General features: G+C 41.6%; 18 protein-coding genes. 11 read left to right on the top strand and 7 right to left on the bottom strand.

Translation table 11 applies throughout. The features are described 5' to 3' along the window. Positions 1 to 3: 3 nt before the first annotated feature. Positions 4 to 213 carry a DNA-dependent RNA polymerase subunit epsilon gene (locus ACTWP7_RS06590; protein ID WP_443122500.1) on the bottom strand — a complete coding sequence of 70 codons (210 nt, stop codon included), beginning with the start codon at positions 211 to 213 and terminating at the stop codon, positions 4 to 6. Between the two features lie 440 nt (positions 214 to 653). Between ACTWP7_RS06590 and ACTWP7_RS06585 the strand changes: the two genes are divergently transcribed. Next, complete coding sequence (locus ACTWP7_RS06585) at positions 654 to 1,439, top strand: Cof-type HAD-IIB family hydrolase (protein ID WP_443122499.1); 786 nt, start codon at positions 654 to 656, stop codon at positions 1,437 to 1,439. A 328-nt stretch (positions 1,440 to 1,767) separates the two neighbouring features. Here ACTWP7_RS06585 and def read toward each other — a convergent pair whose 3' ends face one another. After that, positions 1,768 to 2,322 (bottom strand): peptide deformylase, encoded by a 555-nt coding sequence (gene def, locus ACTWP7_RS06580; protein WP_443122498.1) that lies wholly within the window; start codon positions 2,320 to 2,322, stop codon positions 1,768 to 1,770. A gap of 193 nt (positions 2,323 to 2,515) precedes the next feature. Here def and ACTWP7_RS06575 point away from each other — a divergent pair, with 193 nt between their 5' ends. The 5 genes from ACTWP7_RS06575 (at position 2,516) to lpdA (ending at position 8,452) form a co-directional block, all read left to right on the top strand. Next, complete coding sequence (locus ACTWP7_RS06575) at positions 2,516 to 3,196, top strand: YkyA family protein (RefSeq protein WP_443122497.1); 681 nt, start codon at positions 2,516 to 2,518, stop codon at positions 3,194 to 3,196. A gap of 474 nt (positions 3,197 to 3,670) precedes the next feature. Further along, positions 3,671 to 4,714, top strand: coding sequence for a pyruvate dehydrogenase (acetyl-transferring) E1 component subunit alpha (pdhA, locus tag ACTWP7_RS06570; protein ID WP_443122716.1), 1,044 nt, complete (start codon positions 3,671 to 3,673; stop codon positions 4,712 to 4,714). A gap of 3 nt (positions 4,715 to 4,717) precedes the next feature. Then, positions 4,718 to 5,695: an alpha-ketoacid dehydrogenase subunit beta gene (locus ACTWP7_RS06565; protein ID WP_014643050.1), complete on the top strand. Its 978-nt coding sequence runs from the start codon at positions 4,718 to 4,720 to the stop codon at positions 5,693 to 5,695. Positions 5,696 to 5,722: 27 nt separating this feature from the next. After that, positions 5,723 to 7,039, top strand: coding sequence for a dihydrolipoamide acetyltransferase family protein (locus ACTWP7_RS06560; RefSeq protein ID WP_443122496.1), 1,317 nt, complete (start codon positions 5,723 to 5,725; stop codon positions 7,037 to 7,039). 3 nt (positions 7,040 to 7,042) lie between these two features. Continuing rightward, positions 7,043 to 8,452, top strand: a complete 1,410-nt coding sequence (gene lpdA, locus ACTWP7_RS06555) for a dihydrolipoyl dehydrogenase (RefSeq protein ID WP_443122495.1) — start codon at positions 7,043 to 7,045, stop codon at positions 8,450 to 8,452. 257 nt (positions 8,453 to 8,709) lie between these two features. On the opposite strand, the gene ACTWP7_RS06550 is transcribed toward lpdA, so the two are convergent. The 3 genes from ACTWP7_RS06550 to ACTWP7_RS06540 all read right to left on the bottom strand — a co-directional run bounded on the left by ACTWP7_RS06550 (position 8,710) and on the right by ACTWP7_RS06540 (position 12,364). After that, complete coding sequence (locus ACTWP7_RS06550) at positions 8,710 to 9,096, bottom strand: hypothetical protein (protein WP_443122494.1); 387 nt, start codon at positions 9,094 to 9,096, stop codon at positions 8,710 to 8,712. Between the two features lie 603 nt (positions 9,097 to 9,699). After that, positions 9,700 to 11,247 (bottom strand): glycine betaine uptake BCCT transporter, encoded by a 1,548-nt coding sequence (locus tag ACTWP7_RS06545; RefSeq protein ID WP_443122715.1) that lies wholly within the window; start codon positions 11,245 to 11,247, stop codon positions 9,700 to 9,702. 49 nt (positions 11,248 to 11,296) lie between these two features. Continuing rightward, on the bottom strand, positions 11,297 to 12,364 hold the full coding sequence (locus tag ACTWP7_RS06540; protein WP_443122493.1) for an FUSC family protein: 1,068 nt from the start codon (positions 12,362 to 12,364) through the stop codon (positions 11,297 to 11,299). 142 nt (positions 12,365 to 12,506) lie between these two features. Between ACTWP7_RS06540 and ACTWP7_RS06535 the strand changes: the two genes are divergently transcribed. Then, positions 12,507 to 13,382 (top strand): polysaccharide deacetylase family protein, encoded by an 876-nt coding sequence (locus tag ACTWP7_RS06535; RefSeq protein ID WP_443122492.1) that lies wholly within the window; start codon positions 12,507 to 12,509, stop codon positions 13,380 to 13,382. A 195-nt stretch (positions 13,383 to 13,577) separates the two neighbouring features. Next, positions 13,578 to 13,688 (top strand): GapA-binding peptide SR1P, encoded by a 111-nt coding sequence (locus ACTWP7_RS06530; protein ID WP_087946068.1) that lies wholly within the window; start codon positions 13,578 to 13,580, stop codon positions 13,686 to 13,688. Between the two features lie 330 nt (positions 13,689 to 14,018). Here the strand turns inward: ACTWP7_RS06530 and ACTWP7_RS06525 are convergent, their stop codons facing one another. Then, entirely contained in the window at positions 14,019 to 15,488 is a 1,470-nt protein-coding gene (locus ACTWP7_RS06525; protein WP_443122491.1) for an aminotransferase class I/II-fold pyridoxal phosphate-dependent enzyme, read from the bottom strand. Positions 15,489 to 15,623: 135 nt separating this feature from the next. On the opposite strand from ACTWP7_RS06525, the gene ACTWP7_RS06520 reads away from it, so the two are divergent. Next, positions 15,624 to 16,580 carry an NAD(P)H-dependent flavin oxidoreductase gene (locus ACTWP7_RS06520; RefSeq protein WP_443122490.1) on the top strand — a complete coding sequence of 319 codons (957 nt, stop codon included), beginning with the start codon at positions 15,624 to 15,626 and terminating at the stop codon, positions 16,578 to 16,580. A gap of 19 nt (positions 16,581 to 16,599) precedes the next feature. Continuing rightward, on the top strand, positions 16,600 to 16,878 hold the full coding sequence (locus ACTWP7_RS06515; protein WP_014643061.1) for a UPF0223 family protein: 279 nt from the start codon (positions 16,600 to 16,602) through the stop codon (positions 16,876 to 16,878). A gap of 35 nt (positions 16,879 to 16,913) precedes the next feature. Here the strand turns inward: ACTWP7_RS06515 and ACTWP7_RS06510 are convergent, their stop codons facing one another. Next, positions 16,914 to 17,549 (bottom strand): YktB family protein, encoded by a 636-nt coding sequence (locus tag ACTWP7_RS06510; protein ID WP_443122489.1) that lies wholly within the window; start codon positions 17,547 to 17,549, stop codon positions 16,914 to 16,916. Positions 17,550 to 17,730: 181 nt separating this feature from the next. Between ACTWP7_RS06510 and ACTWP7_RS06505 the strand changes: the two genes are divergently transcribed. Further along, entirely contained in the window at positions 17,731 to 17,922 is a 192-nt protein-coding gene (locus ACTWP7_RS06505) for a hypothetical protein (protein ID WP_041601301.1), read from the top strand. Positions 17,923 to 17,995: the final 73 nt, after the last annotated feature.

Genomic DNA, 17,995 nt, shown 5'->3' with positions numbered 1-17,995 from the left:
GCGTTACAGATTCTCCACGTGATAATCTTCGGATTGTTGTTCATAAGCCAGATGATCCTCATTAAGCACCTGGATATATTCAATGTTAAATCCTTTATTAGCCAATTTTTCACGAACTTTTCTTTCGGTTTCCGCTTCTACGTACATGGCTTGAGTACGTTCACGGACAGGAACTTCTTTCGCCAGTTCCTGATATAATACTTTGTATATCATTACATTATCGCTCCTAACTAGATATAATTTCCACATTCTTGTCCTGTCATTAATAATAGCACGTTTAATTATCGTATGGTAATGATAACGGTAGTTGAACTAGCTTTTGGAGCCATCCGGCCAGTGGGCTCTAAGCATATGTCTTACGTTCCATCAATTTTTTCCAACGTTTTTTCAGCTTCCTTAACAATCGCTTCATCATGGTGAATCCATCCCCTTCCACTGATGAAAAAAGCACTAAAACGTTAACCGCCCAATCCCTGTTACTACTAGTATAATACGGTTTGATTAAGAATGAAACATTTACATAGTAGAATTTGTTATTATGGTTTGTTTTTCTTCTCAAAATTATCCTCTCGTGCTACAGTATAGCCAAACAATCAACTTAATTATGATGGGATAACCAAATAGTTATGGAATACAGAGATGGAGGAACTTTTATGGACAAGAAAATCGCCTTTTTCGATATCGATGGGACATTACTAAATCATCAAAAACAACTTCCAGAAGAAACGAAAGAAGCTATAAAGGAGCTGCAAAATTCTGGCGTTTACTGCGCAATAGCTACAGGACGTGCACCATTCATGTACGAAGAAATAAGGGAAGAGCTTGGAATCGATTCCTATGTAAGTTTTAATGGTCAGTACGTCATATTTGAAGGGGAAGTAGTCTACAAAAACCCCCTTTCCGAAAGTTACTTGGAAAAGTTACATGAACATGCGCAAGAAAACAATCATCCCATGGTTTTTATGAACCATGAAACCATGAGAGCTTCCGAGCAAGAACATTCTCATATTGAAAAAAGTCTGGGTTCGCTTCATTTCGACTATCCTCAGGTAGATGAGTGTTTTTATAAAGGCCGGGAAATCTTTCAATCCCTTTTGTTCTGTCAGGGAGGGGAAATTGAAGACTATAGAAGTGTTCACAAAGCATTTGATTACATCCGCTGGCACCCTTACTCCTGTGATGTTTTACCAGGAGGAGGATCGAAAGCTGAGGGAATCAAGAAAATGATTGAAGCAGCTGGTCTTCGAATTGAGGATTCCATTGCATTTGGAGACGGGTTAAATGATATTGAAATGCTGCGTGAAACGGGTACAGGAGTAGCTATGGGAAACGCTGTGCCAGAAGCTAAACAGGTTAGTGATATGGTAACCACCGATGTAAATGAAGGCGGATTGGTAAAAGCCATCTTCGACCTGGGACTAATAAAGCACCGCTCCTGACTATGAAGTATTGCTATTGAAGTAAAGCTCACGTTTACGTAAGACTCAGTTTCGAGATAGCTAGTGAGAGAGTTAGGTCCTGCGGGGAACGAGCGAGGAGGCTTGCCAGTTCCCCCGTAGGAAAGCGAGTTGTTTCCGCAGGCAGCCCCTCTCTATATCAGCAACGGACCTAAGATATATCGAAACTGAGTCTTCAACAATCCGGCCCTATTGTTGAATAAGCCTCTTATGAAAATCACTAATAACGATTGGCGCATTAGCGTTATGGTCACTGTTAAAGTTAATAAAAGAAGCCTGCCGGGGTTCCGGCAGGCTTCTTTTATTGGTTTTATCGATCAGCGGGAACAGCATTTTCAGGCTCTTTGAATGGATCATCAGGGTCAATATGATCATAGAACATAATGCCATGAAGATGATCAATTTCATGTTGAAAAACAATCGCGGCATAATCTTTCAGGCGAAGTTTAACCTCGTTGCCTTCAAGATCTGTCGCCTTTACTGTAATCCGGCGATACCTTGGCACATAGCCAGGTACTTCACGGTCAACAGATAAGCATCCCTCTCCTGTTGAAAGGTAAGTACGTTCCACTGAATGACTTACAATACGAGGATTAAATAATCCGTAGCTGTAAAGTTTATCTTTTAAATCAATAAAATGTACGGCAAGCATTCGTTTGTTTACATTAATCTGCGGCGCGGCTAGTCCAACGCCAGGACGCAGACCATATCGATCACACACTTGCTCGTCCTGACTGTTCTTTAAATACTGAAGCATGGATTCCAGGGTTTCCTTGTTCTCTTCAGAAGGAGGAAGAGCTACTTCTTCTGTCACCTTCCGTAGGGCCGGGTGCCCTTCCCGAACGATATCTTCCATAGTTATCATACTAAACATCCTTTCCCACTTGAACATTATACCATCTTATATAAATAGGGAAGCGGACCTGTGTCTTTGCTCCAAGGTTATTGGAAACATTTGAAAAAAGTCACTTCCAATTTAATTTCATTTATTATACTATTGTACATATCACAAGATTACAATCATGTTTTAGGTGCAGTCTGCATAAAAGGGGGAAAAAGTGATCGTGCGTTTACGTTTGTTCATGGCATTGGCAGCAGTTGTTTTTATTATGGCTGCCTGTACAGGTCCATCTGCTCAGGAAGAGGTGTACAATCATCTGGAAGAGGCAGTTGAGAAAGAGGAAGGTTTCCGGGAACAGCAGCAGCCTCTCGTTAAGCTCGAAAATGAAGAACAGGAGCTTTATGAGAAAATAATTGATTTGAATATGGATCAATTTGATAAAATTCAGTCGCTTTCGAAAGAGGCCGCTGGAATTGTAGAAGAAAGACAGGAGAAGCTTGAAGCGGAAAAAGAAAGTATTGAAGCCGCCAAAGAAGAGTTCAATGAGATCAAACCGTTGATCGATGAGTTAGATGAAGAACAGGCAGAAGCGAAAGAAAAGGCTGAGGAACTTGTTGGAACAATGGACAGCCGTTATCAAGCCTATCAGAAATTATATGACGCTTATAACAAAGCATTAGAACATGATAAAGAATTGTATGATATGCTTCAAAACAAAGAGTTAGCTCAAGAAGATATGCAGAAGAAGATTGAAAGTATTAATAACAGCTATAATAAGGTCATTGAGGCAAATAAAGAATTCAACCAATATACAGATCAGTATAATAAGGAAAAGAAAGAACTTTACGAAGCACTTGATCTCAATGTATCTTACGAAGAAACTGAGAAGTCCGAATAATTGTCGAAATCACTTAGCAAGCCATACATACTTATCAACCGTCAGCGTCTGGCGGTTTTTTTATTTGCATGATACAGAGAAAAAACTTAAAATTAATACAGGCTTAATTTTTCAATGGTACAGTAGAGGCGGTATTTCTATCTTTTTTCTCCATTTTACACGCCCTGTGCGCAAGGCACAGAACTATATATGGGTTATAACTAAGGTTGTAATTGACGAATGATGGCGAATTGAGCTAAACTACTAAGTGGATCTACATTGTACCATTAAATCTTCCAGGGAAAATGTAACAGTTTAGCTGAGATTTTACGTATGATTAGTGAAGTTGTGTACAGGGTAATACGTAAAGAGCAAATCGGTACAGTTTTTTTTCATATTTGGGAAAGCTAATCACAGCATCTATTTTTAGAATAAGAAAGGAAGAGGTGAACGATTTTGAAACGTACTCTTGAGAACATTGAAAATCAGTTCGAAATGTTTCAAATCATGAACGAAGAAGGCGAAATCGTCAATGAAGATGCAATGCCTGATTTGTCAGATGAAGATTTAAAAGAAATTATGAAGCGTATGGTTTATACGCGTATATTGGATCAGCGTTCCATCGCGTTAAACCGTCAGGGACGTCTAGGTTTCTACGCTCCTACAGCAGGACAGGAAGCTTCTCAGCTTGGAAGTCAATACGCACTGGAAAAAGCAGATTTTATTCTTCCAGGCTACCGTGATGTGCCTCAGCTAATTTGGCACGGCCTTCCTCTTTACCAGGCTTTCCTATTTTCCCGTGGCCACTTTAAAGGAAACCAAATGCCAGAAGGCGTGAATGCAGTTAGCCCTCAAATCATCATCGGTGCTCAAATTACACAAGCAGCCGGAGTGGGACTAGGCTTCAAAAAACGCGGTCAAGATGCAGTGGCTATTACTTATACCGGTGACGGCGGAGCATCCCAGGGTGACTTCTATGAAGGAATTAACTTTGCAGGAGCCTTTGGCGCGCAAGCTATTTTCGTTGTGCAAAATAACCGCTTTGCGATCTCTGTACCAGTTGAAAAGCAATCTGCTGCTCAAACCATTGCGCAAAAAGCAGTTGCAGCTGGTATTGAAGGAATCCAAGTAGACGGAATGGACGTACTTGCCGTTTATGCAGCTACAAAAGAAGCGCGTAAACGTGCGGTTGACGGTGAAGGTCCAACATTGATTGAAACTCTTACTTACCGTTATGGTCCACACACAATGGCAGGTGATGACCCAACACGTTACCGTACAGACGAAGAAGACAGCGAATGGGAGAAGAAAGACCCAATCGTCCGTTTCCGTAAGTACTTGGAAGGTAAGGACTTGTGGTCCGAAGAAGAAGAAAATGAATTAATTGAAAATACGAAAGCAGAAATCAAAGCTGCGATTAAAGAAGCAGACAATACACCGAAACAAAAAGTTACGGATCTGATCAGTAACATGCACGAACAACTTCCACCTAACCTAGAAGAGCAGATGGAAGAATATAAGGAAAAGGAGTCGAAGTAGACCATGGCACAAATGACAATGATCCAAGCTATCACAAACGCGATGCAAACCGAGCTTAAAAACGACGAAAACGTGCTGATTTACGGTGAAGACGTTGGTCAAAACGGCGGAGTATTCCGTGCGACAGAAGGTCTTCAAGACGAATTCGGTGAAGATCGCGTATTCGATACACCACTAGCTGAGTCTGGAATTGGCGGTATGTCCATCGGACTTGCTTTGACTGGCTTCCGTCCAGTACCTGAAATTCAGTTCTTTGGTTTCGTTTATGAAACAATGGACGCAATCAATGGTCAAATGGCTCGTTACCGTTATCGTACAGGTAACACACGCTCCATGCCGATTACGATTCGTTCTCCTTTCGGCGGCGGTGTTCATACACCTGAACTTCACGCCGACAGTCTTGAAGGGCTAATTGCTCAGCAGCCTGGTGTGCGTGTCGTTATCCCTTCTACACCTTACGATGCTAAAGGACTATTAATTTCTTCAATCCGCGATAACGATCCAGTCGTTTTCCTTGAGCATATGAAACTATACCGCTCTTTCCGCGGCGAAGTTCCAGAAGAAGATTATACAATTGAACTTGATAAAGCAGATATTAAACGCGAAGGAACCGATGTTACTCTAGTAGCGTATGGCGCAATGGTTCACTCCTGCCTGAAAGCAGCTGAAGAGCTAGAAGAAAATGGTGTGAGTGCTGAAGTGATCGACCTTCGCACAGTCAGCCCAGTTGACTATGAAACCATTCTTGAATCTGTTAAGAAAACAAACCGTGCAGTTGTTGTACAGGAAGCACAAAAGCAGGCAGGTATTGCAGCAAGCGTAGCTGCCGAAATTCAAGAAAAAGCTATTCTGCATCTTGAAGCTCCAGTACTGCGTGTACATGCACCTGATACTGTTTATGCATTCACTCAAGCAGAGGAAGTTTGGCTTCCAAACTACAATTCTGTAGTTGAAAAAGTTAACCAAGTAATGAACTTTTAATCATTTTAATAATGGGAGGTAGTAAGCGTGGCATTTGAATTTAAACTGCCTGATATCGGTGAAGGTATCCACGAAGGTGAAATTGCCAAATGGTTTGTAAAACCAGGTGATGAAATTAAAGAAGACGACGTCATTTGCGAAGTGCAAAACGACAAAGCAGTTGTTGAAATTCCGTCTCAAGTCGATGGTACAGTAAAAGAAATCCATGTCGAAGAAGGCGAAACAACTACAGTAGGAACGGTCATTATCACAATCGATGACGGCTCCGAAGACACAGGTTCTGATGAAGGGTCTTCTGATGATTCCGCAGAGGAAACTAAAGAAGAGCCGAAAGAAGAAAAACAATCAGAGCAAAAAGAAGAAAAATCTGCTTCTGAACAGCCTGCAGCTGAAGATGACAGTGATGTAGATGAAGACAAGCGCGTAGTAGCTATGCCATCCGTACGTAAATTTGCCCGCGACAACGATGTAGATATCCGTAAAGTACAAGGCTCTGGTAAAAACGGCCGTATCTTGAAAGAGGATGTCGAAAGCTTCATGAGCGGCGACCAAACAGAGGCGGCAGCGGATACAGCAAGCGAAGAAGCAGAAGAGCAAGAAACAGCAGCCGCGGCTCAGACAGCCCCAGCAGCTGGAGAAGCGTATCCTGAAACTCGCGAGAAAATGAGCGGTATGCGTAAAGCCATTGCTAAAGCTATGGTGAATTCTAAGCAGACAGCTCCTCACGTAACCCTTATGGATGAAGTAGACGTGACAGAACTTGTTGCTCACCGTAAGAAATTCAAAGCAGTAGCTGCTGAACAGGATATTAAGCTTACTTACTTGCCTTATGTAGTAAAAGCGCTTGTATCGACGCTTAAGAAATATCCAGTATTAAATACGTCACTAGATGACGATAAAGATGAAATTATTCAAAAACACTATTATAATATTGGTATTGCAGCAGACACCGACAAAGGCTTGCTTGTACCAGTGGTGAAAGATTCAGACCGTAAGTCAATCTTCTCCATTTCAAGTGAAGTCAATGAATTGGCAGTCAAAGCTCGCGATGGTAAACTGACATCCGAAGAAATGAAAGGCGCATCTACAACGATTACAAATATCGGATCTGCCGGCGGACAATGGTTTACTCCAGTAATCAACCATCCAGAAGTTGCTATTCTAGGAATTGGACGTATTGCTGAAAAACCAATGGTTCGTGATGGCGAAGTAGTTGTAGCTCCTGTTCTTGCTATTTCCCTAAGCTTTGACCACCGTATTATCGATGGTGCAACAGCTCAGCATGCAATGAATAACATCAAGCGTTTACTGAACGATCCACAACTAATTATGATGGAGGCGTAAAGTATGGTAGTAGGAGATTTTCCAATTGAACTAGATACGTTAGTCATTGGAGCGGGACCTGGCGGCTATGTAGCTGCCATCCGTGCCGCTCAAACTGGACAAAACGTAACAATCGTAGACAAAGGTAACCTTGGAGGGGTCTGCTTGAACGTAGGCTGTGTTCCTTCCAAAGCGCTTATTCAGGCGGGTCACCGCTATGAGCACGCCAAAGGTGCCGAGGACATGGGTATTCAGTCTGAAAACACGACGGTAGACTTTTCTAAAGTACAAGAGTGGAAGAGCGGAGTTGTTCAGAAGCTTACCGGCGGTGTAGAAGGACTTCTTAAAAACAATAAAGTCGATATCGTAAAAGGTGAAGTCTACTTCGTAGATAAAAATACAGTGCGTATTATGGATGATAAGAACTCCCAGACGTACACGTTTAATAACTGTATTATCGCGACTGGCTCCCGTCCAATTGAGCTTCCTAACTTCAAGTTCTCTGAGCGCGTGATTGACTCTACTGGAGCACTTGCTCTTAATGAGGTACCGAAGAAAATGGTCGTTATCGGCGGCGGTTACATTGGTACAGAGCTAGGTACGGCTTATGCGAACTTCGATACGGAAGTAACTATCCTTGAAGGCATGAAAGACATCCTTGGCGGCTTTGAGAAGCAAATGTCTTCTCTCGTTAAGAAACGCCTGAAGAAAAAAGGCGTAGATATTGTTACTAATGCTATGGCACAAGGGGTAGAAGAAACGGAAGATGGCGTAAAAGTAACCTATGAAGTAAAAGGTGAAGAAAAAACCATCGAAGCTGATTACGTGCTTGTAACCGTAGGACGCCGTCCAAATACAGACGAAATCGGTCTTGAAGAACTTGGTGTTGAAATGAGCGATAAAGGTGTTATTCAAATCGACAAGCAGTGTCGCACAAACTTTGATAACATTTATGCGATTGGTGACATCGTTGATGGACCTCCGCTTGCTCATAAGGCTTCTTATGAAGGTAAAATCGCAGCAGAAGTTATTGCCGGTGAAAAATCAGAAATTGATTATCTAGGCATCCCTGCTGTTGTGTTCTCCGATCCAGAACTTGCTTCTGTTGGCTATACAGAAGATGAAGCTAAGGAAGCGGGATATGATGTGAAAGCATCTAAGTTCCCATTCGGAGCTAACGGACGCGCGCTTTCTCTTAATGATAGTGACGGGTTCTTGAAACTGATTACTCGTGAAGATGACAATCTAGTAATTGGTGCTCAAATTGCAGGACCAAATGCAAGTGACATGATCTCTGAATTAGGACTTGCCATTGAAGCAGGCATGACCGCTGAAGATCTTGCCTTAACTATCCATGCTCACCCAACTCTTGGTGAGATTACAATGGAAGCGGCTGAAGTAGCCATGGGCAGCCCGATTCACATCACTAAATAATGTTAAAAAAACTCCTGAGCCATCCTGGTTCAGGAGTTTTTTGTCAGTTGATGATGATTCGTAAGTGGGGGATTATGCTAATAGACCACTATCCCTAATTCGCTAATATCCCATTACACTATAGAAATATTCTTAAGTATGATAATCACTTATGTGCGAAAAGCTATGAAGAGAAAAACGATGGTGGGAATTTCTTTCGGGTTGAGATAGGTTTTAATTCTTATACATTCAATTGAAAAACTCCTGAACGAATTCGTTCAGGAGTTTTTATTAGTTAAAGATATAGAACTTTCTAATTTATTCATAATATCCTGTGATCCAGAATCTCCAGAAATCAATTCGATGACCTTCCCATCTCTTTTAACAACAAGGGCTGGGAGTTGGTCCTCATCGACATCAATCTGTCCTGTATTGGCCTCTGATTGCTCAAACGAAAGGGATTTGTGATCGTGTTTCATTTTCCAATCAAGTAGAGCAGTTAAATAGTTATCGGCTTCTGATGGATGGTCATTATCTATCTCCGTATATAGATAAACACCGTAAGATTCAGAGTGGGCTTGTAAAACTTCCACATTGTCAGATTGAGGAATGCAGCCTGCTAATAAAATGATGAGTATTAATGAAATAATTCTACTGTACGTCATGGCTTGTCTGCACCCCTTTCTAATCTGTTGCAGGACAAGTGTAACAAACAAAAAAGGAGAACCTGCCATTGTAATGGATATGTCATTGAAATGATAACCGAGTGTTTTATCATTAATCCATATGTTAATAAATAATCAATTTTGTAACAAAAAAGGGGGGGGAGAACATGCAGATGAACATGCTTGTGTAGATTTTAAAGATAAGCTCCCGTTTCTTTAAGACTTGATTTCGAGATATTTAGGCTGAGAGGACAGTCCTTCGGGGGATGATTTCGCTTTCCAGCCCTGCACGACGCAACGTCGATCGACCCTACTTCGTGTAGGGCCGCAGAAAGCGAGTTGTTTTCGTAGCCAGCCCCTCTCTATATCAGCAACGGACCTAAGATATCTCGAAACTGAGTCTTCCAGTATACGGCCCTTTAACGTAATAAGCTTTTTATGGACAATCAGCGATTTGGTTTAATTAAGTCTTGGAAATAAAAAACGAAGTAGGTGGATTTTGGGGTTTAGCACTCCACCAAAACCATTTATAAATGAAGATAAAAAAGACCGTCGAGAGAGTCTCGACGGTCTAGTAACACCCCTTATAAAGGAGGGGAGAATTTATTGTTGGTTAGACTTTTTCCTCTTTTTGAGTCCAGCTTCTTTTGCATCTTCATTAAACGTCTTATATAGCGAGAAGCATATAAGAATCATGATAATGGTGAAAGGGAAAGCTGAAATAATAGCTGCTGTCTGTAAGGCGCCTAATCCACCCTGCCAAAGAAGCACAGCAGCTGCTCCGGCTTGAATAACACCCCAAGTAAATTTCACTTGGTTTTTAGGGTTTAAGCTGCCATTGGTTGTCTGCATTCCAAGAACGAAAGTAGCTGAGTCAGCTGACGTTATAAAGAATGTACTGATTAATAGAAGACCAATAACGGACATAACTCCACCTAGAGGAATGTGCTCAAGCATGGAGAAGAGAGCAACCTCGTTACCAAGTTCATTTACATCGGAAATGATGTTAATTCCATCGAAATATTCTAGAGAAATGGCTGTACCGCCAAATACGGAGAACCATAGAGCACCAAAGACGGTTGGTACTAGAAGTACGCCTAGAATAAATTCACGGATCGTACGGCCTTTAGAAACACGGGCAATGAAGGTTCCTACGAATGGAGCCCAGGAAAGCCACCAAGCCCAGTAGAAAATGGTCCAGTCTTTCACCCACGTACTATCTTCTGCGAACGGTGTCAGTCGGAAGCTCATATATGGAAGGTCACGTGCGTACGAACCGAACGTGGTCGTAAAGAGTTCCAAAATAAAGTTCGTAGGTCCAGCGAACAGCGTAAAGATCATAAGTAAAAGAGCCAACACAATATTGGTATTACTCAAGTACTTAATTCCTTTATTTAAACCGGTCATCGCTGAGACCATAAACAGTACGGTTACCGCAAGAATAATCATTAATTGCAGAGTGAAAGTATCTTCAAGCCCATCAACTGTAAAGGCTAGTCCACTTGATATCTGCAGGGCACCAAGTCCCAGGGAAGTGGCTACACCAAAGATTGTCGCAAATACGGCAATAAAGTCAATCAGTGTTCCAAGTGGGCCTTTAACTCGTTTCTCCCCTAACAAGGGAACTAAAGTCGCACTGATCACACCTGGCGCATCTTTTCTGAACTTGAAATAAGCAAGTGCCAGAGCAATTACAGAGTAAAAAGCCCAAGGGTGTAAGCCCCAGTGGAAGAAACTGTATTTCATAGCTGATTGTGCGGCTTCTTCCGTTGCAGGCTCTTGTCCTATAATAGGTGGAGTATGGAAGTGGGAAATTGGTTCCGCTGCTCCCCAGAATACAAGTCCAATCCCCATACCTGCACTGAATAACATAGCGAACCAGGTGATATATGGGTATTCCGGTACGTCATCTGGCTTTCCTAATTTTAACTTCCCAAATTTAGAAAAGATTAAATAAATAGCGAAGATAACGAAACCAGTAGCTGATAATAGATAGAACCAGCCAAACTTATCCGTCAAGAAACCTTGAACATTAGATGTTATGTTACTTAAATTCCAAGTAGGCAGCACGCTTTCAGGGATGACTCCCCAAGCGATAAATAATAGTGCTACAACTACTGAAATGTAGAATACTTTTGAAACCTGTTTCACTTTGATCATCCCTTCTTACTTTATTTTTCCAGCGTTTCTGGTAAAAATGTTACTGTCCATAACAGTCATGGACTAACTTTTGCTGCTTATGAGACATGTTTTGAAGTTCTTCCAGTACATCATGAAAACATAAAAGTTCATAAATGAGAATCGTTTGCGGTGGCAGATGGTGTCTATACTTGGAATCCCTTTGCACATGCTCTTCTTTCCATTTCCAAAAGACTTGGTCCAGCCTTTCGACCCTTGTAAACTGATCTTCACTAATAGTATGAGTGGGGTCTTGCAGTACTTTAACATAATCCTCAGTCAGACTCTCGAGCAAATCGATTTCATCGTCTGTAAAATCAGCAGCCTTCGTATTTACATACTGAAGGTTCCCCAGATGATAAGCGATTTGCTGAAAAGTTCTGAGCTTCTTCTGAGAAAATTGAAATGCTAACATTTCTTCTTTCGTATGTCTGTGATATTTCCACTCTTCTCTTTGAAATTGAGACAGCTGATATGTTCTTTCCAAATGGGCAGTTAACTGACGATAGGATTTTTGAATCCCACGATTTTTCTCTTTAGAATCTGCAGTAATGCTTGAGATTATACGCTGAAGCAGGACACCAGCCTGATTATACAAATCATTAATATTTTTGTAAATCATGGGGGAATAGTTAGGTGGTAAAAGGAAAAAGTTTACAAGGGTCGAAAGAACGATGCCAATTGAAGTAGTACCCAATCTACTAAAAAACGAAACAATATGATGGTCTTGAAATTCCGGGATCATAGCCGTAGCTGTAATAGTGGCCACAATAATTCCGTCATCCAGTTTTAATTTATGGCATACCGCTATTGTCAGCATGGCTACAAGGGCAAAGGTTAAAGCTCCTTTACCAAGAAAACTGTAAAAGACGGTCGCTAACAAAGCCCCGATAGCAGAGGCTGGAAATCGTACCAACGCTTTTTTAATCGAATCAGCTGCCGTATGCTCCACTGTAACAATGGCTGTTATAACGGCAAAAACAATAGGCAAATTAAAAAAACCACAAATTAGTGCGGTTAAAAATACAGAAATCCCCGTTTTTAAAGTACGTCCTCCTAGAATCTTAAAACGCTTCAATTTTTGAAACATACATACCACCTAAATTTTTAATAACTGCCCAAAGGTTAACGATTAAATATTATAACCTAAATTTCCATATAACGATAGCCGAAATCCACATTCTTCTTATATAATAGTGTAGTTGGAAATACATAACAGTGGAGGGTATTCAATGAAAAGGTTAGGCATATTTTTGTTTTTAATTGTGGTATTAGCGGCTTGTGGCGGTGCAAATGGTCAAGATAGCGGGGAAGAAGATCAAGAGAAGAATAAAGATCAGACAACGCAGGAGGCAAATGAGAAAAAAGATTCAGCTAAAGAAGAAAAGGATGAAAATAATGAAGTCGAGAAAGAAGAGAAGAGCGAGAAATCAGAAGAAGCTGTTGCCGAAGCGTCACCAGATGAGCCAAAAGAGGCTCAATATCAGATTACGGGTAATTGGTCATTTGAACCTATAAATGATGCCGAGCCCAAGGTAGCTCTTTTAACGATTGACGATGCTCCAGATAAACATGGACTGGAAATGGCGAAAACGTTAAAAGCAGCGGAGGCTCCAGCTATATTCTTTGTAAACGGCCACTTTATTGATTCAGAAGAAGGGAAAGAAAAACTTAGAAAGATTCACGAACTAGGATTCCCGATCGGGAACCATACGATGACTCATGCTTCTTTACCTGACTTATCTCAAGAAGAACAAAAAGAAGAGATTGTGGGATTGAATGATAAAATTGAAGAAATTACTGGCGAACGTCCTAAATTTTTTCGTGCGCCTTTTGGTCAAAACACGGATTACTCCCAACAGTTAGCAGCAGAAGAGAAGATGCTGCTTATGAATTGGACCTATGGGTACGATTGGAATGAAGAATATATGGATGCCGATAACCTTGCGGATATTATGGTAAATACGGAATTGCTGGGTAATGGCGCTAACCTTCTTATGCATGATCGTGAATGGACTAAAGAGGCTCTTGAGGACATTGTGAAGGGACTTCGCAGTAAAGGTTATGACCTGCTTGATCCAGCTCTCATTAAGACGCCAAAACATTAAAAAAAGGATGATCACTCGATCATCCTTTTTTTAATGGACTATTATGCACGTTAAAAACATAATATGAAATGAGTGTAACTCATTAGTGTGGCACATTTTAAAAAATGTTATACTTTTGGGCTTGATTTTTAGATTGTGCCATATTAAAATGAATATACATTGAAAGCGATTACAAATTATGAGGAGTGGATGTTAATGGGTACAATCGTTTGTCAGGACTGTCAAAAAGTGATTGAACACTACGAAAATGAAAAGGTATCTACCCTTTACAGCACATGCCCTACGTGCCATACAACGGAAAAATAAGACACCCAAAAAGCCCGCTGCCTGAAAAGCAGCGGGCTTTTTTATTTCGTCTCTTTTAAATTGAAGTGTTAATCTTACAGAAAAGCTCACGATACTGAAAAACCAAGTTTCGAGATAAATCGGTTATAAGGAAGGTCCTCCGGGGGACGATTTCGCGTTCCGGCCCTGCGTCATGCAAGGCCGCAGGAAAGCAAGTTGTTTCCGTAGCCAGCCCCTCTCTATATCAGCAACGGACCTAAGTTATCTCGAAACTGAGTCTTCAACTAAACGGTACTATAGCTTAATAAGCCCTTTTCTGAAAAAAATCAACTACAACGCTTAGCAGAGCTTTTACTTAAAGGCTTTTTGTTCCGTAATGACGTGAATCGTTTCAAGTGTTGAGTCCTCGGGACCTTGTACAGGCAGGCCTGCTTGAATATTTTCATGTATATAAGCAATATTATCAGACGTTATAATTTCCCCGGGTATAAAAATTGGAATACCTGGTGGATAAACCATTACAAATTCCGCACTGATCCGTCCTACAGCATCGCGCAGGGGCAATACTTCTGTCGACGCATAAAACGCCTCGCGGGGAGAGAGTGAAAGTACCGGAATGTCAGGTACCTTTACGACTATTTCCTTTGTTTCGACTGTCCCTGAGGATTGCTCTGAAAGATCTGTTAAAGCTTCAATTAGCCGTTCAACATTCTCTTCTCTGTCCCCAGGAGTGATAATACATAAGATATTGTATAAATCTGAAAGCTCGACTTCAATGGAGTAGTTTTCTCTTAACCATACTTCCACATCATACCCGGAGATGCCTAAATTTTTGACAGAGATGATCAGCTTTGTGGGATCATAGTCATGCGTTGCATCACTCGCTAAAATTTCGTCTCCTGGACAATAGATAGATGGAATTTGATTAAGGCTTTTTCGCGTACTATCCGCAAGCCTGATACAGCTCTCCATAAGTTCATGACCATTCATGGCCAGGTGGCGCCTTGCTGTGTCAAGTGAAGCTAACAGAATATAAGAGGTAGATGTTGTCGTGAGCATCGACATGATCGTTTGCACTCGTTCATGAGATACGAGACCTTCTCTTAAATTCAGCACCGAACTTTGAGTAAGGGACCCGCCGAGTTTGTGGACACTTGTAGCGGCAAGATCTGCACCTGCCTGCATGGCAGAAAGCGGAAGCCGCTCGTGAAAATGGATGTGTACACCGTGAGCTTCATCTACGAGTACAGGAATATCATAGGAATGAGCAATATCTACAATATGACTGAGGTCAGCCGTGATTCCAAAATAAGTCGGATTAATGACAAGCACACCTTTAGCGTCGGGATGTGCCAAACAGGCTCTTTCAACAGCTTCCGGTGTAATTCCGTGAGAAATACCGAGCCTATTATCAAGTTCTGGGTGAATAAATACAGGTTTAGCACCTGAAAAAATGATGGCTGTCGTGATCGATTTGTGAACATTTCGGGGGACAATGATTTTATCTCCTGGTTGACAGACGCTCATAATCATCGTCATGATAGCTCCGGAAGTTCCCTGGACGGAGAAAAATGTATAATCGGCACCAAAAGCTTCAGCTGCAAGACTTTGAGCATCCTTAATCATTCCCTGAGGATGATGAAGGTCATCCAAAGGCTCAATGTTAATCAAATCAATGGATAGGGCATTATCGCCTAAAAACTGCTGAAATTCTTTATCCATCCCTTTGCCGCCTTTATGGCCGGGTATATGAAATTGCGTTGGTTTTTTATCTGCATGGTTTTTAACCCCTGTAAATAAAGGAGTTTGGTTTTGGTTCATAACGTATAAGCACCTCTTTATAAATAGAAAGCATGTGAATTATAGCAAAGTACCCTTATATTTGCTAGTAAAAAAACCGGGCTTGTGCTTCATATTAGACCTCATGGTAAACTGTTCTTAAAAGGAGGAGAAGCCATGAACTGGAAAACCCAAGTAACAGAGAAATTAGGGATTACCTACCCTGTTATCCAGGGGGGACTGGCCTATCTCGCATACGCGGAGCTGGCAGCTGCCGTTTCCAACGCAGGTGGCCTTGGACAGATAACAGCGATGAGCATGAATAGCCCGGATGAATTGCGTGCGGAGATTAAGCGATTACGTACTTTAACTCGGAATCCATTCGGTGTGAATTTTGCCATTGGTCAACAACGTAGGCCATTTGAAGATATGGTTGCTGTGGCTGTAGAGGAAAAGGTCCCGGCTATTTCGGTTACAGGTGGTAATCCTAAGCCTGTACTGGATCTGGTAAAGGGAAAAGACATTAAGACCCTTGTACTGGTTGCTGCCAGACGACAGGCAGAGAAAGCTGAAGAACTAGGTGCAGACGCAGTTATGGTTGTTGGTCAGGAAGGAGGCGGCCACATAGGAAGAGATGACGTCGGTACTTTTGTTTTGACGCCGCGTGTAGTAGATGCGGTATCCATTCCTGTGATTGCTTCCGGCGGGATTGGGGACGGCCGGGGACTTATGGCTGCTCTGGCACTGGGGGCCGAAGGTATCGAAATGGGGACCAGGTTTATAGCCACAAAAGAATGCCATCACGCCCATGCCGCATACAAACAAGCATTGATTGATGCAACGGAGACATCCACTACCGTAATAAAAAGAAGCTTAAAGGCCCCTGCAAGAGCCTTGAAAAATCCATGGACGGAGGAAATATTGAAGCTTGAATCCGAGGATCGGGGTTATGAAGGTTTAAAAGATTACATTGGCGGCGAAGCGAATAAGAGATACATTTATGAAGGGGAAGTAGAAGAGGGGTTTGCCTGGGCAGGGCAAGTTGCTTCCAGTATCACAGATGTACCCTCAGTCGCTGAACTGTTCCGGCGTATCATTCAAGAGGCCGAAGATATACGCAGTAAATGGAATTAGGTACATAAGGAGGGATAGAATGAGTTATCATTATCCAATTGATGAAATATACTGGACGAAAGAGGAAATTATCGATGTTGTAAACTTTTATTCGATGGTCGAGCAAGCGTACGAAAAGCAAGTGAACCGTGACGACCTTCTACTGTCTTACACACGTTTTAAACAAATTGTGCCATCTAAGAGTGAAGAAAAGAAGCTTTGCGGCCAGTTTGAGAAAGAATCAGGATATTCCTGCTATCGTACAGTTAAAAAAGCAAAGGAATCAGCAGCAGGAGACAAAATAAAAATGGAACAATAATTTAAAAGCAGCCGCAATGTAAAGCGGCTGCTTTTTTAATCAAGTTTTTTTGTATAGCGGTACAATGGTTCGAGAGTTTGGAACGTATCTCTACAAAGATTTATGAAACCCTCAGGATCCTTAAGTCTGGAATCATTCCGCTCGATTTGCTGTCCACACAGGATCTCTGCTTTCTTAACATTCTTGAGTCTGTCGGACATGGCATCAAATTTATCAGAATCCACCTCACCGTGAGAGATGGCTTCAGGCTTGGTGTGATCCCCAGACCAGACAAAGTGATCAGGAATATGGTTCATAATTTCTTTCTTATGAGATTGTAGCGTATCCGCATAATTTTCTTTAATAGGACTTTCATATATCACAGCAAACCAGATAAATACGTGCGTTTCCCACAAGCCTATTTGGAAGTGTGGGAGTTTTTTATAGCCTCGCTTGTTCGAAGCTAATGCCGCCCATGTATCATTTGGAGGATTCGTTTTACGCCTCGCGTGGCGTGCAACATGTACAAACATCTCATCCCCGGTCATCGCCGTTACATCTGGAGCAAGCTCGGAGGCAATTGCTTCTAGCTTGGGAGAAATATGCTCCTTTAAAGCTTCCATGCGATTTTCAAGTCCCGGAATGGTGAAAACGTCGAAATCTCTTTGGGTAAATCCTTTAAAATTAGTCATTCTATCAACTCCTAGGTAAACAATCGATCTTATTTTACCACACGTAAAAATCTTTACTAAGCAATCTGTTTCAAGGGTTTGAATTTTCTAAAAATGGGTTACATATAAGTAATCTAATTGAAACTTCTCAAGCAATTGCCACATATATATATAGTAAGGATTTGAAAGGGAGGGATTGGCAATGAAACATGTCATGGAAGCGCTGCGTAAAAGAGAAGCTGAAGAAAAGCTCCCGGTGATCCGTTTGGAGATTGATTACGAATTAGTTACATTGCATGATGCAATGCTAGCGGAGGATGAAGCCCAGATAAAGAAAAGTAAAAACAGGCTCGCCGAACTTCGTAAACAGCTGATTGAATGGTCTATCAATTAACGAGCAACATATAGTTGCTTGTTTTTTTTGATTTTGTCCTGTTAAACGCGCTTGTTAATTTTTCACAAACGGT

This window comes from Halobacillus sp. B29, assembly GCF_052246755.1.
In the GTDB taxonomy this organism is placed as follows: Bacteria; Bacillota; Bacilli; order Bacillales; family Halobacillaceae; genus Halobacillus; species Halobacillus halophilus.
Note: the sequence above shows the minus strand (reverse complement) of the source record. Positions and strands in the feature narration are given on the sequence as shown.

Excerpts from the sequence above, each read along its gene's own strand:
- ACTWP7_RS06590 (WP_443122500.1), bottom strand. The coding sequence starts at position 213 with ATGATATACAAAGTATTATATCAGGAACTGGCGAAAGAAGTTCCTGTC.
- lpdA (WP_443122495.1), top strand. The coding sequence starts at position 7,043 with ATGGTAGTAGGAGATTTTCCAATTGAACTAGATACGTTAGTCATTGGA.
- ACTWP7_RS06520 (WP_443122490.1), top strand. The coding sequence starts at position 15,624 with ATGAACTGGAAAACCCAAGTAACAGAGAAATTAGGGATTACCTACCCT.
- ACTWP7_RS06515 (WP_014643061.1), top strand. The coding sequence starts at position 16,600 with ATGAGTTATCATTATCCAATTGATGAAATATACTGGACGAAAGAGGAA.
- ACTWP7_RS06565 (WP_014643050.1), top strand. The coding sequence starts at position 4,718 with ATGGCACAAATGACAATGATCCAAGCTATCACAAACGCGATGCAAACC.
- ACTWP7_RS06550 (WP_443122494.1), bottom strand. The coding sequence starts at position 9,096 with ATGACGTACAGTAGAATTATTTCATTAATACTCATCATTTTATTAGCA.
- ACTWP7_RS06535 (WP_443122492.1), top strand. The coding sequence starts at position 12,507 with ATGAAAAGGTTAGGCATATTTTTGTTTTTAATTGTGGTATTAGCGGCT.
- ACTWP7_RS06510 (WP_443122489.1), bottom strand. The coding sequence starts at position 17,549 with ATGACTAATTTTAAAGGATTTACCCAAAGAGATTTCGACGTTTTCACC.
- pdhA (WP_443122716.1), top strand. The coding sequence starts at position 3,671 with ATGTTTCAAATCATGAACGAAGAAGGCGAAATCGTCAATGAAGATGCA.
- ACTWP7_RS06585 (WP_443122499.1), top strand. The coding sequence starts at position 654 with ATGGACAAGAAAATCGCCTTTTTCGATATCGATGGGACATTACTAAAT.
- ACTWP7_RS06540 (WP_443122493.1), bottom strand. The coding sequence starts at position 12,364 with ATGTTTCAAAAATTGAAGCGTTTTAAGATTCTAGGAGGACGTACTTTA.
- ACTWP7_RS06530 (WP_087946068.1), top strand. The coding sequence starts at position 13,578 with ATGGGTACAATCGTTTGTCAGGACTGTCAAAAAGTGATTGAACACTAC.
- ACTWP7_RS06525 (WP_443122491.1), bottom strand. The coding sequence starts at position 15,488 with ATGAACCAAAACCAAACTCCTTTATTTACAGGGGTTAAAAACCATGCA.
- ACTWP7_RS06505 (WP_041601301.1), top strand. The coding sequence starts at position 17,731 with ATGAAACATGTCATGGAAGCGCTGCGTAAAAGAGAAGCTGAAGAAAAG.
- def (WP_443122498.1), bottom strand. The coding sequence starts at position 2,322 with ATGATAACTATGGAAGATATCGTTCGGGAAGGGCACCCGGCCCTACGG.